This window comes from Vibrio sp. MM46 (assembly GCF_027587135.1).
GTDB lineage: Bacteria > Pseudomonadota > Gammaproteobacteria > Enterobacterales > Vibrionaceae > Vibrio > Vibrio harveyi.
Window position 1 is genome coordinate 13,786 of record NZ_JAPPTO010000001.1, and the last position, 16,482, is coordinate 30,267.

The 16,482-nt window shown below is 46.2% G+C and carries 13 protein-coding genes; 8 read left to right on the forward strand and 5 right to left on the reverse strand.

The features are described from left to right. Positions 1 to 40: 40 nt before the first annotated feature. Positions 41 to 2,494, reverse strand: a complete 2,454-nt coding sequence (locus OH459_RS00060) for a glycogen/starch/alpha-glucan phosphorylase (protein ID WP_005447423.1) — start codon at positions 2,492 to 2,494, stop codon at positions 41 to 43. Between the two features lie 567 nt (positions 2,495 to 3,061). Here OH459_RS00060 and malT point away from each other — a divergent pair. The 8 genes from malT (at position 3,062) to sstT (ending at position 12,645) form a co-directional block, all read left to right on the forward strand. After that, on the forward strand, positions 3,062 to 5,770 hold the full coding sequence (gene malT / locus OH459_RS00065) for an HTH-type transcriptional regulator MalT (protein WP_009698026.1): 2,709 nt from the start codon (positions 3,062 to 3,064) through the stop codon (positions 5,768 to 5,770). A gap of 877 nt (positions 5,771 to 6,647) precedes the next feature. Further along, positions 6,648 to 7,565: a DUF368 domain-containing protein gene (locus tag OH459_RS00070; protein ID WP_005437870.1), complete on the forward strand. Its 918-nt coding sequence runs from the start codon at positions 6,648 to 6,650 to the stop codon at positions 7,563 to 7,565. 184 nt (positions 7,566 to 7,749) lie between these two features. Next, on the forward strand, positions 7,750 to 8,175 hold the full coding sequence (locus tag OH459_RS00075; RefSeq protein ID WP_029788351.1) for a hypothetical protein: 426 nt from the start codon (positions 7,750 to 7,752) through the stop codon (positions 8,173 to 8,175). Between the two features lie 9 nt (positions 8,176 to 8,184). Beyond that, positions 8,185 to 8,796 (forward strand): SCO family protein, encoded by a 612-nt coding sequence (locus tag OH459_RS00080; protein ID WP_269984607.1) that lies wholly within the window; start codon positions 8,185 to 8,187, stop codon positions 8,794 to 8,796. Next, positions 8,786 to 9,253, forward strand: a complete 468-nt coding sequence (locus OH459_RS00085) for a copper chaperone PCu(A)C (RefSeq protein ID WP_005447418.1) — start codon at positions 8,786 to 8,788, stop codon at positions 9,251 to 9,253. Before OH459_RS00080 ends, OH459_RS00085 begins: the two co-directional genes overlap by 11 nt. 177 nt (positions 9,254 to 9,430) lie before the next feature. After that, positions 9,431 to 9,733, forward strand: a complete 303-nt coding sequence (locus tag OH459_RS00090) for a glucose PTS transporter subunit EIIB (RefSeq protein WP_009698030.1) — start codon at positions 9,431 to 9,433, stop codon at positions 9,731 to 9,733. 254 nt (positions 9,734 to 9,987) lie between these two features. Then, positions 9,988 to 11,064 carry a ribosome small subunit-dependent GTPase A gene (gene rsgA / locus OH459_RS00095; RefSeq protein ID WP_050921718.1) on the forward strand — a complete coding sequence of 359 codons (1,077 nt, stop codon included), beginning with the start codon at positions 9,988 to 9,990 and terminating at the stop codon, positions 11,062 to 11,064. 363 nt (positions 11,065 to 11,427) lie between these two features. After that, positions 11,428 to 12,645, forward strand: coding sequence for a serine/threonine transporter SstT (gene sstT, locus OH459_RS00100; protein WP_026000277.1), 1,218 nt, complete (start codon positions 11,428 to 11,430; stop codon positions 12,643 to 12,645). Between the two features lie 79 nt (positions 12,646 to 12,724). Here sstT and iolG read toward each other — a convergent pair whose 3' ends face one another. From iolG to OH459_RS00120, 4 genes are all read right to left on the reverse strand, one after another. Further along, a complete protein-coding gene (iolG, locus tag OH459_RS00105; RefSeq protein WP_269984608.1) occupies positions 12,725 to 13,711 on the reverse strand; it encodes an inositol 2-dehydrogenase in 987 nt (328 codons plus the stop codon). A 21-nt stretch (positions 13,712 to 13,732) separates the two neighbouring features. Continuing rightward, on the reverse strand, positions 13,733 to 14,560 hold the full coding sequence (locus OH459_RS00110) for a sugar phosphate isomerase/epimerase family protein (RefSeq protein ID WP_269984609.1): 828 nt from the start codon (positions 14,558 to 14,560) through the stop codon (positions 13,733 to 13,735). 185 nt (positions 14,561 to 14,745) lie between these two features. Continuing rightward, a complete protein-coding gene (locus OH459_RS00115; protein WP_005447408.1) occupies positions 14,746 to 15,579 on the reverse strand; it encodes a MurR/RpiR family transcriptional regulator in 834 nt (277 codons plus the stop codon). A 72-nt stretch (positions 15,580 to 15,651) separates the two neighbouring features. Beyond that, the gene (locus tag OH459_RS00120) at positions 15,652 to 16,479 is read right to left on the reverse strand and encodes a class II fructose-bisphosphate aldolase (protein WP_005437843.1); all 828 of its coding nucleotides are present in this window, start codon (positions 16,477 to 16,479) and stop codon (positions 15,652 to 15,654) included. Positions 16,480 to 16,482: the final 3 nt, after the last annotated feature.

Consider the following 16,482-nt stretch of genomic DNA (forward strand, 5'->3'; position numbering starts at 1 on the left):
TCGCTGAACAAAGCATCCTGGGGTTACTTGGGTATCACTTTTAACGTTTTACCGCTTCTAGTTTCCAGATGTTGTTCACATAGTCACGAATTGAGCGGTCTGATGTGAACTTGCCAACTAGGGCAGTGTTAAGAATGGCTTTCTTAGCCCAGCCAGCTTGGTCTTTGTATTGTTTGCCCATTTCTTCATGCGCTTTCACATAAGATGCGAAGTCAGCAAGACATAGGTACGGGTCACCGCCATCGAGTAGGCTATCGAATGTAGCGCGTAGTAGACCTGGTTGACCTGGCGTAAACTCATCACCTGTTAGTAGGTCTAGAGACGCTTTTAGTAAGTGGTCAGCATTGTAGTAGTCGTAAGGGTTGTAGCCAGCTGCTTTAACCGCTTTCACGCCTTCAACATCAAGACCGAAGATGTAGATGTTCTCGTCGCCCACTTCTTCGCGAATCTCAACGTTAGCACCATCCATCGTACCGATAGTTAGGGCACCGTTAAGAGCCATCTTCATGTTACCTGTACCAGATGCTTCTTTACCTGCTAGAGAGATTTGTTGCGAAACGTCTGCCGCAGGGATGATGATTTCAGCCATGCTCACGCGGTAGTCAGGGATGAAGACCACTTTCAGTTTGTTGCCGATACGTGGATCGTTGTTGATCTTCTCTGCAACCTTGTTCACTGCGAACATAATTTCTTTCGCTAGGTGGTAACCTGGAGCAGCTTTCGCAGCGAAGAAACATACGCGTGGCTCACACTCGAAACCAGGTTCGTTTAGGATGCGGTGGTATAGAGACAGAATGTGTAGCAGATCTAGGTGCTGACGCTTGTACTCGTGTAGACGCTTGATTTGAACGTCGAAGATAGCGTTAGTATCTAGTTCGATACCCATGTTATCTAGAACCCAATCAGCAAGACGCTGTTTGTTTTCTTTCTTAACAGCCATGAACTCTTTTTGGAATTTCGCGTCTGTTGCGTACTTAGCGATACCTTCTAGTTGCTCAAGTTTTGCTGGCCATTCAGGACCGATCTTGTCGGTAATTAGCTTAGATAGACCTGGGTTACAGAACTTCAACCAACGACGTGGCGTGATACCGTTTGTTACGTTATGTAGACGAGTTGGGTACATCTCGTGGAACTCTGGGAATAGGTCTTTCTTAACCAACTCAGAGTGAAGTGCTGCTACGCCGTTAACTGCGTAAGAACCGATTACACATAGGTTTGCCATGCGAACCATGCGGTTGAAACCTTCTTGGATGATAGAAAGCTTAGCTTGCTTCTCACCGTCACCAGGCCACATCTTACGAACTTCTTGTAGGAAGCGGTGGTTGATTTCAAAAATGATTTCCATGTGACGTGGAAGTAGACGCTGGATTAGCGATTCTGGCCATGTCTCTAGTGCTTCAGGAAGTAGCGTATGGTTAGTGTACGCGAAAGTCTGAGAACTTATTTCCCAAGCCGCTTCCCAAGTCAGACCTTTCTCGTCCACTAGGATGCGCATTAGCTCAGGAATAGCGATTGTTGGGTGCGTATCGTTCAGTTGGATAGTCTCTTGCTTCGGTAGATCCGCTAGCGAGTAGCCTGCTGCTTCGTGGCGACGTAGGATGTCGCGTACAGATGCTGCAGAGTGGAAGTACTGTTGCATTAGACGCAGTGTTTTACCTTTCTCGTGGTTATCGTTCGGGTAAAGCACTTTAGTGATGTTGCCTGCGTCGATCAGTGCGTGCTGAGCTTCGAAGTAATCACCGTTGTTAAAGCTTTCTAGTGAGAATGGTGCAATTGCCTGACATTCCCAAAGACGTAGAGGGTAAACAGTATCTGATTCGTAACCTACGATAGGCAGATCCCAAGGCATTGCTTTTACAGACATGCCAGGAACCCATTTACGAACTTCTTTACCGTTTTCGTTTACCACTTCAACGTGACCGTAGAAGCCGATTTCTTGCGCTAGCTCTGGACGAGCCACTTCCCAAGGGTAACCTTCTACACCACGCCATGCGTCTGGTGCTTCTTGTTGACGACCATCTTTAAACGACTGCTTAAATAGACCGTATTCGTAGTGTAGGCCGTAACCTACTGTTGGGAATTCTTGAGCCGCACATGAATCCATGAAACATGCAGCTAGACGACCTAGACCACCGTTACCCAGTGATGGGTCGCGCTCTTCTTCTAGAAGGTCTGTTAGGTTGTGACCTAGCTCAGCCATCGCTTCAGTGATCTCTTCGTAAAGACCCATGCTGATTAGGTTGTTACCAGTCAAACGACCGATAAGGAATTCTAGTGAAAGGTAGTTAACGCTTTTCGCTTCTTGGATGCGAGCGTCTGCTTCAGTAGCAAGCAAATCACAAGTCGTAAACTCAGCCAATGCACGACCCATTGCTAGGTACCATGCGCGGCTATCTGCATTTTCAACCGTGTGAGCGTAAGTCACAGATAGATGTTTCTTTACGCTTTCTTGGAACGACTTCTTGTCAAATTGTTTCTGTTGAGTAGGTTTCATTAAGAAATTCTCACGTCTTTTAGTAATTCATCTGCCATACATCGTGCATTTCCCTCTGTGAATAAACATCCTCCCATTTGTCCTCCCTACAAGGAGGAGGGGGTAGGGCGTAGAGGGCGTAAGCTTGCAAACTTAGTGATCCAAATCGCAACACGGCAGCCTATAACCCTATTCTTAGTGATTCGGATCACAGCCATCTGTGAGAAAGATTAAAATTTGTTCATGACGTTTTTTATTCCCCCTTCCTACTCCAATGTAAAAACTGTCTTATCGATCACATTACGTCTTTTAACATTGATAATTTCTCCTTAATAGATGTGCAACTCTCTCTACATGGGATCAATACCATCGATGTTTAAGTGACCAAAATCACAAATACAGGGCGTAGTTGGTGGCATTTGCATCAACTCTTGAGAATTAGGAAGTGGATCAAAGTAACAACCAATTCTGTTGTCGTAACATCCAAAACGACTCGCAAGCCTGTACACTTTTTATACAAACTAGAATTTAGTGGTGTGAGTCAGTTTCTAGTTTCGCTAGCTCAAAAAATTAAGGACAGAATTTATAATGTGGATTCCATCTAAACTTACTCGCCCAGGTCGCCTGCACAACGCAATCGTCCGTCCGCGAGTGTTGGACTTACTGCAACAAGCGCCTTACTACAAACTGGTATTGTTTCGCTCGCCGGCTGGTTACGGGAAAACCACCATGGCGGCACAGTGGCTGTCAGACAAACCCAATGTAGGTTGGTACAGTATCGACGACAGTGATAACGATGGTTTCCGCTTCGTTAACTATCTACTGCAAGCTTTAAACAAAGCGACCAACTACAACTGCTCTAACGCTCAAAAATTGGCTGAAAAGCGTCAGTTCTCTTCTTTACGCTCTTTATTCAGCGAAGTTTTCGCTGAAATGGCAGATTTTCAGCATGAGTGTTACGTCGTACTCGATGACTACCATCTGATCACTAACGACGAAATTCACGAGTCCATGCGTTTTTTCTTAAAGCACATGCCAGACAACCTTACTGTAGTGGTTACTAGCCGTGCGGCACCGCCATTAGGCACTGCGAACCTTCGTGTCCGTGACTTGATGATCGAAATCGGCAATGAAATGTTGGCATTCGATACCGAAGAAACCACACGCTTCTTCAACCAACGCATTGCCGATGGCATCGATGAAGACATGGCGAACAACTTACGTACTTACGTTGAAGGTTGGCCATCAGCGTTACAACTTATCGCCCTACAAGCACAGCATCAGAACCGCACTCTGGCACAAACCGTAGAGTCGGTGTCTCAGTTTAATCATGCACACTTATGGGATTACTTAGTCGAAGAAGTCTTTGATCTACTAGACAAAGAGACACGTCATTTCTTAATGCAAGTGTCGGTACTCGACCATTTCAACGACGAACTCGTCTTTGCATTGACACAACGTGAAGATGCACTCGGCATGATTGAGTCACTCAATCGATACGGCTTGTTTATCTATCCACTGGAAGGTGAACAAAACTGGTTCCGATTCCACAATCTGTTTGGCGAATTTTTGTCGCATGAACGTCAAGCGCGTATTCCTCAACAAGAGAAAGATCTACACCGCAACGCAGCTGTCGCCTGGCTAAAACAGAAAGCACCGCATCAAGCTATTCACCACGCACAGAAATCTGACGACACTGATCTAATCGTAGAAATCTTGAATGAATTTGGTTGGAAGATGTTCAACCAAGGTGAGTTAACAACGCTAGAAGCGGCGATCAACCAGCTTGATAAAGACTTACTCTTCAGCCACCCGAAACTGTCGATGTTGCGCGCATGGTTGGCGCAAAGCCAACACCGCTACAACCAGGTTGGTGAGCTTCTAGCAGAAGCCGAAGAAGAACATAAGAAACGTAATATCGAACTTGATTCTGGCTATCAAGGTCAAGCTAATGCCCTACTCGCTCAGGTTGCAATCAACAGCAACCAACCAGAGCGTGCATTAGAGTTAGCCGAGTTAGCACTGAGCCAACTTGACCCAACGGTGTACCGCAGCCGTATCGTGGCGACGTCAGTCGTTGGTGAAGTAAACCACGTACTGGGTAAACTTGACCGCGCATTACCAATGATGCAACAAACCGAAAAACTGGCACGTCAGTATCAGGTTTACCACCAAGCGTTATGGGCAATCTTGCAACAAAGTGAAATCATGATCGCGCAAGGTTACGTCCAAGCAGCATTTGAGCTGCAAGATTCCGGCTTCCGCTTGATTGAAGATCAACAGCTTCAGCATGTTCCTCTTCACGAGTTTTTATTACGAATTCGCGCGCAAGTATTGTGGTGCTGGAACCGCTTGGATGAAGCAGAAGAGTGCTCATACAAAGGGCTACAAATTCTAGAAAACCACTCACCAAGTAAGCACTTACATAGCTACTCAATGTTGGCGCGTATTGCGATTGGTCGCGGTGAACTAGACAAAGCGGGTAAGTTTATCGAACACATCCAGCACTTGATGAAACAATCCACTTATCACGTAGACTGGACGGCAAACGCATCGCTCTCTCTGATTTTGTTTTGGCAAGCTCGTGGCAACACAGAAGCAATTCAAGAATGGTTGAACACCGCAGTTCGCCCGGAATCAGCGTGTAACCACTTCTTGCAGTTACAGTGGCGCAATATTGCTCGTGCTCACATCAACCTTGGCCAATATGACGAAGCGCGACAAGCTTTGGACTTCCTACAAAGCGAAGCTCGTCGTACTAACTTGGTGACCGATACCAATCGCAACCTTGTGGTTGAAGCGGTATTTGCCGCGCGTCAGAAAGACGAAGAGCAAGCAAAAGCACTATTGAAAGAAGCACTAGTGATGACAAACCAAACCGGTATGGTCGGCAACTTCTTAATCGACGGTGCAACGATTGGTGGTCTACTAGAGAAGCTAAGTCTTCGTCATGAGCTGGGCGATTTAGAACGTCACCGTGCTCAGCAATTGATGAAAGACATCTCTTCAAACCAACGCAGCCGTTCGATTCACTTTGATGAAGACTTTATTGAGAAACTGGTGAACCACCCGAACGTGCCGGAGCTGGTTCGAACCAGTCCACTCACGCAACGTGAATGGCAAGTGCTTGGTTTGATCTACTCAGGCTTTAGCAATGAGCAAATCGCTCAAGAGTTAGATGTAGCAGGCACAACGATTAAGACTCACATTCGTAACTTGTACCAAAAGCTCAACATTGCAAACCGTAAGGAAGCGATTGTGACGGCGGAGAACTTGCTGCAATTGATGGGTTACTGATCACTCGAAAGAGAGTAGCTAAACAGGGGTTGGCGTATTGCGTCAGCCCCTTTTTTGTGGGCATTCATGCAAATTGCAAAGCCTGTAAGAAACGTTGTACATATATACGACTTGGAAAGGGCTGGCTATTACACGGCGTTGTTTTCATTGCGCTCGCATCAATAACAACGCTCTGAATCCTGCATCTCAAAGTCACTTGGGTATACGACAGACAAAAAAATAGCCAACCGCAATTAAGGCGATTGGCTTATGTATGATGTGAACAATGTATATTCACTAACAACGTCAGTTGGCTAGGTGACCCTCGGCTTAAGAAGGGTCGAAAAGGATTATGCATTAATCATGCCAATTTGAAAAGCATTATTTTTGGGCACAAGATCTCATATCAAACTGCCAAGATGTTACAAAATTTGCAATATGCAAAGTCAAAATGCAAATTGCAGTTGCAAGTCGCAACTCTGTGGCATAAGTGATAAATAAGTCACCAAACGACTTCATTCAACAAATTTATCGATTTTACGCTGACATTTATTCAATCAAGCGCCCCTTTACAGCTGATAACAAATCCATTTCTTTATCGCGTATCTTTCTGTTTTTATTCACCTAAACTAACCAAAAAGCTTAACGTTGCTAGGTTCTGTTGGCCTTTCAAGCTGATTTTTACAGCGAGTGTTTGCCTAGAATGACTAAGCAATACACTCCTTTCCTTGCCTACAACGATTTTAACCATGCGCCCATCAGAACAAAACTTAACCACGAAAGTTCAACAGATCCTAGATAAGCAATCATTTAGATATTTTCCTCACCACTATTTCATACTTTTTTGACATCAATGTTTGTATACTCAGGACCATCTACATGACTTAGTACTTGAGAAATGAACTATCTAATCACCTACTTCAAAGGAATGGCGATGGGTGCAGCCGATGTTGTCCCAGGCGTATCAGGCGGTACCATTGCATTTATTACTGGCATTTATGACACACTGCTAGAAAGCATTCGACGTATTAACCCTTCACTTTTCTCGATTTGGAAAAAGGATGGCTTCAAAGCTGCGTTTAATCACATTAACGGCTTCTTCCTTATCTCTTTGTTTGCGGGTATTTTCACCAGCATCGCGACGCTGGCAAAACTAATCAGTTGGTTATTGGAAACTCATCCAATTCCAATTTGGTCATTCTTCTTTGGTCTGATCTTGGTGTCTGTCTACCACATCATTCGCCAAGTAGAAAAGCGTGACGCTATCCGTTTTGTTGCGTTATTGATCGGCATTGGTTTCGCCTACAGCATCACGGTGCTAAAACCACTTCATATGGAGCCAACGGCGATCAACACCATTCTGGCTGGAGCTATCGCAATCTGTGCGATGATTCTACCGGGTATCTCAGGCAGCTTTATTTTGCTGTTGATCGGCATGTATGCTCCTGTATTGGGCGCGGTAAAAGGTTTCCAAATTGATATCCTTGCGCTGTTCCTTGTTGGCTGTGTTGCTGGCCTGCTGTCCTTCTCTCACTTGTTGTCTTGGTTACTGCGCAAATTCCGCGATTTAACCTTAATGTTCCTAACTGGCTTAATGATCGGTACGCTACCAAAGATCTGGCCTTGGAAGGAAACGCTAACATGGCGTACTAACTCGAAGGGTGAGCAAGTGCCATTGCTAGAGCAAAACCTATCACCGTTTGAGTTTGAGCACATCACGTCTCAACCATCACAACTGGTGTTAGCCGTGATCATGATGCTAGCCGCTATCGCGTTAGTACTTGGTTTAGAGAAGTTTGCGGATTCAAACAAGTAAATCTGAACCACAATTCCATCATTTAAGAAGCGGAGCCATTGGCTCCGCTTTTTTTATTTACGCTTTACAAACAATAGGTTTCAAATAGATGGGGATAGTGCACAATTTGTTGAAGTTACGAGTTTTCGTACATCCCATCTGTGCTAGGATGCAGGCAATGTTAAGTGATAAATACTGAATCTTAATGAAAGTGTTACAAATCGCAGGGATAGCCGTGGCACTGGTCGCTGGCTTTTACGCGCCTACCCTAATAAAAAACTTCTCTTCAGCGCCCGAGCCTAAGTCGCTCGATGAATACTGTTTCCTCTCTACTGAACCTTGTATCCAACATAATGTTGCGATGACGCTTAGCGTCGATACTGCTCAACCTCTTATCCCAGCTCAGCTCGAAGTCGAATGGCAAGACAGCGAAGCGGATCAGCTCGTATTAAGTTTGGTTGGTCGAGAAATGGAAATGGGCGAGCCAAAATTCATGCTAAAGAAAGTGGCACCAGGTAAGTTTGTGGGTGATGTGACATTGCCCGTTTGTACACAAGATTCAATGACGTGGGTTGGTGAACTTTCCGACGGTAAAGACACCATCTACCCGGCCCTCAAAATGCAAAGATAAGGAATTGATATGAGCCGTAATTGGTCTCTCTTTCTCGTGGTTGCGTTTGTCCTTGGCTTTGGTACCAAAACGTACCTAGATGGACAAAAAGACGTAGAGAAAAAACAACAAGTCACTACCGAGCAAAGCGTGTTGTTTGGCGAAGGCGATAAACCTGTCGATATCTTCGATACCAGCGATGATCGCATTCGCATTGTTTACTTTGGCTTTACGCGTTGCCCAGACGTATGCCCAACCTCATTAGCCATGCTAGCAGGTGCACTCAATCAAATCGACGATGCGCAAAAAACGCAGTTGCGCCCAATGTTCATCTCGCTTGATCCAGAACGTGACGAGGCAGATGCATCAGCCAAGTACGCCCACTACTTCCACCCGATGATTGAAGGCCTGTCCGCACCACTCGACGTGACCACCCCACTTGCCCACAAATATGGTGTCATTTTCCGTAAAACGGAGCTAGAAGGCTCAGAGCTGAAATACACGCTCGACCACAGCTCTTACTTTTACTTCTTGAAGCCTGACGGCACACTCATCACTAAAGTGCCACACACCTTAACGCCTGCGCCAATTGTCGAAGCGATAACCAAACTAACAGCAGAAGGAAAAACCAATGAAAGCTAAGCATGCAATCAAAACGTTAGCCCTCTCCGCCCTACTTCTAAGCCCTTTGGCACAAGCAAACCTAAACGTGATGCCACACGAACCGTATGCACGAGCAATGGCGCCAGGTGCTGTGACGAGCGCTGTGTTTGTGACCTTTGCTAACCGAAGCCAAGAAGACATCAATATTGTCGCAGCAGAAACCCCTGCAGCAGGTAAAGTCGAGTTGCACGATGTGATTAAAGAAGGCGATGTAATGAAGATGCGCCAAGTAGACCACATCACACTCGCTGCAAAAGAGACCACCGAGCTAAAACCGGGCAGCCTGCATATCATGCTATTTGACCTTAAAAAGCCGCTTAATGAAGGCGACGAAATCGAAGTGACAGTGACTTACGACAACGGCCAAAAGCAAAGCTTTACTGCACCAGTCAAAAAAGTCATGGCAGGAATGAAAAAGCACGAACATCATCATTAGTGCTTCTTCACTTCATCGATTCAAAGCTCCTCCAACGTGAGGAGCTTTTTTATTCCTATCTCTTTTCTCTAAGCCGTATTCGCCAAACTATCAATACATGATTTTGTGTCCTAAATCAGAGCGAAACAGCCGCTGCTGAGATATAAACAAGGCTTTGCTGCAAACGAGTTTCTCGCCATGTTAAAAGCCCTTTCTCGCGTATTTAAAATGCTGACGCAAGTAAATCCAAACCTAGAACAGGATGTCGATACCATCATTGACGCTATTGGTGGCATGAGTAATTTGGTGGAAACTGGTGCTTGTGCGACAAGGCTACGACTCACACTAAAAGACACCACCATTGTGAATCAAAAAGCACTGAAGGAGCATGGAGCGCATGGTGTCGTGATCATTGATGAACGACATATCCAAATCATCTACGGCGTAAAAGCCAACACCTATTCACAAGAGATGGAAGAACGTCGAATAAAACACATATAAAACGCAAAGGAGTTGTAAGAATCAGAGTACAGTCGCTATACTCCGACCGTTAACTCACCAACTTAAGAGGAAATATGATGATTGTAATGAATAACACTAACTGGGCAGTGAAAGGGTAACGTCCAACTTTTTCTCGTGGCTAAGCCACACCCCCTCCCTTCTTTGCCCGGTTTTCACCGGGGTCAGCTCTATGCGAATTAGACCCTAATGCGATTTGTATTAAGGCGCTTTGTTGCGTCTGGGATAATTCAACAATGAATAAAACACATTCTTTTTGTGAAACACTACTAACTCAACCTAACCCATTAAAGCTATTAGGTTGGAAACCCTTTTTTCAACAACAACTGACGTTAGACGATTACCAAGACACGCTTTTCGCGCGAGTGATTGCTCACCATCGTAGTGGTTACGTTGTGGTTAGCGAACAAGGTGAAACTCACTTACCTATCCATCCCTCGTTACCCAGCATGACCGTTGGTGATTGGGTAGTATTGGATGGTCAGCAGCAGTTTTCTCGCCTACTTGAACGCCGCAGTTTATTCAGCCGCAAAGCCGCAGGTAGTAAGGTCGCCGAGCAACTTATCGCCGCCAACGTGGATACTGTCTTCATCGTTTGTTCACTCAACCACGACTTTAACCTCAGTCGCATTGAGCGCTATTTGGCCCTCATCAATGAAGCTGATGTAGAGCCCGTGATTGTGCTGACGAAAGCAGACTTATGTGACGATGTTGACGAGCTCAAAGCTCAGGTACAAAAGCTCGATCCGTTGCTTATGGTGGAAAGCGTTAATGGTTTGGATGAATCAGACGTTGCCAAATTAATGAGTTGGTGTGGCGAAGGTCAAACCGTCGCATTTATTGGCTCTTCAGGGGTAGGAAAATCGACCTTAGTCAACACCCTGCTTGGCGAGCAAGAACAAGCGACTGGTGGTATTCGTGAGGATGACAGCAAAGGTCGACACACTACAACCTCACGCTCAATCCACCTATTACCATCCGGTGGGATCTTGATGGATACGCCGGGAATGCGAGAGATCCAATTGGCAGATTGCGAGGCAGGCGTGAGTGAGACTTTCGCTGATGTTGAAGCCTTAGCTGATAACTGCCGATTCAATGATTGCCAACATCAAACCGAGCCAGGTTGCGCGGTTCAAGCTGCGATTGAAGATGGCTCTCTTGAGCTACGACGCTTTACTAACTATCAGAAGTTATTGCGTGAACAAGCCCATAACGGAGCGAGTCTCGCAGAACAAAGAGCGCAGAATAAACAGTTCGGCAAAATGATTCGCAGTATTGTTGACGGAAAGCGCAAACGCCAACAGAGTTACTAGTTTGTTGTATTTGCGTAATCAATAGAACAAAGGAGGCTAACGCCTCCTTTTTTAATAACTTTATGAAAAACCATCATTCATACTTCGCCATACAAATCAACACAAAAGACCAATAACGATAACATTGAACAAACATTTAAACTAAGAACAAACTAAAACTAGACACAAAATATTACCAAGTTAAGATATGTGATATTCAGCAAGAAAATGGCTGGATTTATAAAAACAGGATAATTGATAATCAGGATGTCTTAGCAGCACAACCACAAGATTCAGCCCCTTCATGCGAGGGAACATTACGCCGTGTAATGACTGAATATTGCGCTGTTGCTGAGTCAAAAATTGCAGGAATGATGTATGCAAATGCAACACAACAGTCTCGTTGCCCGATTCGCTCGCGGTAACCTCGTTCTCCAAATCCTCGTCGGTATCGTCTTAGGTATTCTGCTTGCGACTATCTCGCCAAGCCACGCAGAAAGCGTTGGTATGCTGGGTAGCTTGTTTGTTGGTGCACTAAAAGCGATTGCTCCAGTATTGGTATTTATCTTGGTGGCTGCGTCTATCGCAAACCAAAAGAAAAACCAACACACTTACATGCGTCCAATCGTAATTCTTTACCTAGCGGGTACCTTCTTTGCGGCACTAACCGCAGTAGTACTAAGTTTCCTTTTCCCGACCAATTTAACGCTAGTAACGGGCGCTGAAGGTGCAACACCACCACAAGGTATTGCAGAAGTTATCCAAACCTTGTTGTTCAAACTGGTTGATAACCCAGTAAACGCGCTAGTAGAAGCAAACTACATCGGTATTCTTGCTTGGGGTGTGGGTCTTGGTCTTGCACTTCACCACGCATCAGCAACAACAAAAGCGGTATTCGAAGATCTAAGCCACAGTGTTTCCCACATTGTTCGTTTCATCATTCGTCTTGCGCCATTTGGTATCTTTGGTCTGGTTGCCTCAACGTTTGCAACAACAGGTTTTGGTGCACTAGCAAGCTACGCTCACCTTCTAGCGGTACTACTAGGTTCAATGTTTATCATTGCGCTAGTGGTTAACCCTGCGATCGTATACTTCAAAACGAAAGAAAACCCATACCCGTTGGTGTTCCAATGTCTACGTGAAAGTGGCGTAACGGCATTCTTTACGCGTTCAAGTGCTGCGAACATTCCAGTGAACATGAACCTATGTAAGAAACTAGACCTAGACGAAGATACGTACTCAGTATCTATTCCACTAGGTGCGACCATCAACATGGCGGGTGCAGCAATCACTATCACAACCCTAACGCTAGCAGCGGTACACACTATGGGTATCGACGTTGACCTAATGACAGCGGTACTACTAAGTATTGTTGCTGCAGTATCAGCGTGTGGTGCATCAGGTGTTGCTGGTGGTTCTCTGCTACTTATCCCACTAGCGTGTGGTCTGTTTGGTATCTCAAACGACGTAGCAATGCAGGTTGTAGCCGTTGGTTTCATCATCGGTGTGATTCAAGACTCTGCTGAAACAGCCCTAAACAGCTCAACAGACGTTATCTTCACTGCCGCTGTTTGCAAATCAGAACAGCAAAAAGCTCAGTAAGACTTAAGCATCTTTAAGATCTCAATAATAGAAAGGGGAGCCAATGCGGCTCCCCTTTTTGTTTCCTGCTAGGGATGACCTACAAACGAACCGTCTTCCCTGTTTGCATCGACTCTAACGCGGCATCCGCTAACGTCAGAGCAATCTCACCATCTATACCCGAGCAGCATGGTGCTTCGCCTTTAAGTACTTCAACAAAGTGTTGCCACTCTGCCACGTAAGCACGCTCATAACGCTCTAAGAAGAAGTACTTCGGTGTTGCGCCTACTTGCCCTATTTCTGTGCTGTGGCTGACTAGATTTTCGGTCAGATTCGCCACTTGCAGCATGCCTTTCTCGCCATGCACTTCGAGACGCTGATCGTATCCGTAGCCAGAGCGACGACTGTTATGAATCGTCGCCATCGCACCAGAAGGGAATGTAAGCGTCACCACACTGGTATCGATATCTCCCGCTTCACCAATGGCAGGATCTACCTTGCAGCTGCCATGTGCCGTAACCGTGATTGGATCTTCCCCTAAAATAAACCGCGCCATGTCGAGGTCGTGAATCGTCATATCGCGGAACATACCACCGGACGATTTGCTGTATTGTGCTGGCGGTGGCGCAGGATCGCGAGAGGTGATGACTACGCTTGCTGGTTCGCCAATTTGACCGTCATCCAGCACTTTCTTAAGGCTCAAGAAATGCGGGTCAAAGCGGCGATTGAAGCCTAACAAAAAAGGCACCTGATGCTGGTTTACTACGCCCAAGCAATCACGTACTCGCCCCAAATCAAGGTCGATAGGCTTCTCACAAAAAATCGCTTTACCTGCTTTTGCTGCTCGCTCAATCAAATCCGCATGAGTATCGGTTGACGAGCAAATACACACCGCATGAATGTTCTCATCCGCCATCGCCTCTTCTACGGTTTGGCGTTTGGTCTGCGGATACTGCGCACAAAACTGATCCGCATAGACCTCATAAGGTTCGATAAGCGAATAAATCGTGGTTTCTGGTGAACGTTCGATATTGACCGCATGCACTTGACCAATTCGACCCGCTCCAAATAAAGCAATATTAAACATAGGAAACTCCTTTTGCGTCACTTAGTCGAATTGACGCTTCATGCCAGTCAGCATGTCTGCGGCGATATCGTGATAGTCACCTTCCCAGAGTTGGTCATTGAGGAATTCACCAGAGTAGAATCCGTCGTAACCCGTTTGTCGAATCGCATCGACCCACTCTTTCAATGGCACTTCACCTTGTCCTAACAAGTAACCACGTAGAGCGCGCTCATCAGGCCAAGCCTCACCCGGAGCAGGACGCTTGCCATCAGACAGGTGCACGTTGAAAATCAGCTCGGCATCGATATTTGCCACTTGTTCCAACGTTGCTCCGCGACATGCCCATAAGTGCCATGTATCCAGAACAAAACCAAAGTTGTCACGACCGACGGCGTCGTACAGGCGGAAGTAATCTTCCAATTTGGCGATTGGAGTCCAAGCCGCGCCTTCATATTGGAAACGGATGCCATAGCTCTTACCAATGTCGACAATCTGGCGAATGTTCTGTGCCGTGAGTTCGATGTTTTGCTCTTTAGTTAAGCCATTTAATGCCTCAAAAGCATTGAGCTGGATGGTAGGTGCACCCACGGCCTGCGCAAAACGGCACAGCGTTTCTGAATCTTGGAACAATTGACGTTGGCTAGCTTTATCGGTCACTTCAACCGCGCCAATGATGTCGATCGCCGTTGGGACAATGCCAAACTCATCCATACGTTGTTTGAGTTGCTCAGCGGAGAAGCCAGCTTGAATATAACGCCAGAGTTTTTCGGTGTGAATTTCGAGCCCTTGGTAGCCAGTTTCTTTGGCAAGTCGGACATCAGATAGGATATTGCTGTGCAGAGAGCACATGCCATGTAGAGCAAAGCGCATCAGATTTACCTCTTCTCACTGCCCTGTACATTGCAGGACATAAGCCGAATTCAGCTCGAGCAAACCCGCAGCGCAACCGCTAAGTTGCACTTAATCAGTGGACAAAGGTATGGAAAAATCTGCGCGCTTTACTGCTTATTCGCTCGCAGGATCGCGTCCCTATTTGAGATTACTGAGCGATGAAGTTACTTCACTTCTCGACAAATCAGACTCACCGCAATCGCCTGCGCCAAATACATGGAGCTGCTGAGCGAACGGAAGCCCATCAATTCGCCTTCTTGCACTTCAAAACAGACATCCATTTTGCTGCCATGAGGCGTCATTTGGTTATCAGTAATGCAGACAATCGGTACGTTCTTTTTGCAAGCATCATCAATCAGTTGGCTGGTTTCTTCCGCGTATGGATTGAAGGTGATAGCAAACAGAACGTCTTTTTCGTTCATTCGTCGAGTTAACGGAGACAACATGCCACCGTGATCATCCAAGAGCACTACACTCTTGTCGGATTTCATGAGGGCGTACCAAAGATAGAAGGCCACTGGGTAAGCGCGACGAGTCCCCTGGATGTAGATGGTTTCTGCTCCATCCATCAGAGCCACTGCACGTTCCAGTTTTTGTGGAGAGACCGACATTTGAAGCTGTTCTAGTGCTTCAATGTTTGCGTGTCCGAAATCTTGGAAGATGGCTTGAGGCGAGTCATGTGGGACGTCCTCCATCTCACGAGCTTTACGAACGCGCTCTTTGTAATCTCTCGGGCGATTCAAATACTGATCGCGAAACAGTACTTGCATAGAAGTGAAGCCATCAAAGCCCATCGCATTAGAGAATCGACTCAAGGTCGACAATGGTACGTTGGCTTGCTTGGCAATGGTCGCCATGGTTTCTACCGCCACCAGCATCGGCTGGTCGGTTACAAAATCCGCGACTTGCTGCAAACGTCCGCTCAAACTGTCGTAACGCTTTGCGATTAACTCTTTTAGTGTGTCTAAATCTGCAGGTGCTTTCACTTCAACATCCATAGTTATACTGCTCTCCTATCAATGAACGCTTGGAGATAGAGGCCCCTTATAGTAACAAAAGGGGCCGCTATTTTAAGATAATAATTCAAAGTTTCGTACCGCTTCTTCTTTCACGTACGGCATCGCCTTTTGCATGAAGTAAATACGGTCAAACTTTTGCGGTTCCTGATTCATGTAATCGCGAAGATTATGACCCAGAGCCTGACGCAAACAGGTGCCAATATTGAACTTGGACACACGACTTTGCTTCAGCTTGAGCATGTCTTCATCGCGAATACCACTCGAACCATGAATCACCAACGGCACAGCCACAGCATTTGCGATACGGTCTAGGCGACCAAAATCGATAGTACAAGTCGGCTCGGTTAAGCGGTGAACATTACCGACGGAAATTGCGACACAATCTACGCCACTCTCTTCTGCAAAGCGCGCCGCATCTTCCGGTTCTGTGTAGATAGATTTTATGTGGTCGCGACCTTCTTCGTAAGGCACCGAACCAATTTCCCCCTCTACCGATGCTCCTAGAGCATGCGCCACTTCAACGACTTTCTTAGTGCGAGCAATGTTCTCGTCCAACGTCAGTTGCGAACCATCAAACATCACAGAACTAAACCCAGCTTTAAGCGCGCGAAAGACGATGTCTTCTTCGTAAGTGTGGTCAAGGTGAAGCACGACAGGCACCGTGCTCTTATGCGCTAGATTTAGGAACATCGCCGCAGCGGTTTCGACGCCATAAAAGTCCACAACGTCTTTATTACACGCCAGAATTACAGGTTTGTTCACTTGCTCTGCTGCTTCAACAACAGCACGTGCATCTTCAAAGCCGAACACATTAAAGCAAGGGACAGCGTAGTTAGACGCCGCAGCCTCCGGCAATAGGTCATTCAAATTTACCAACATGAT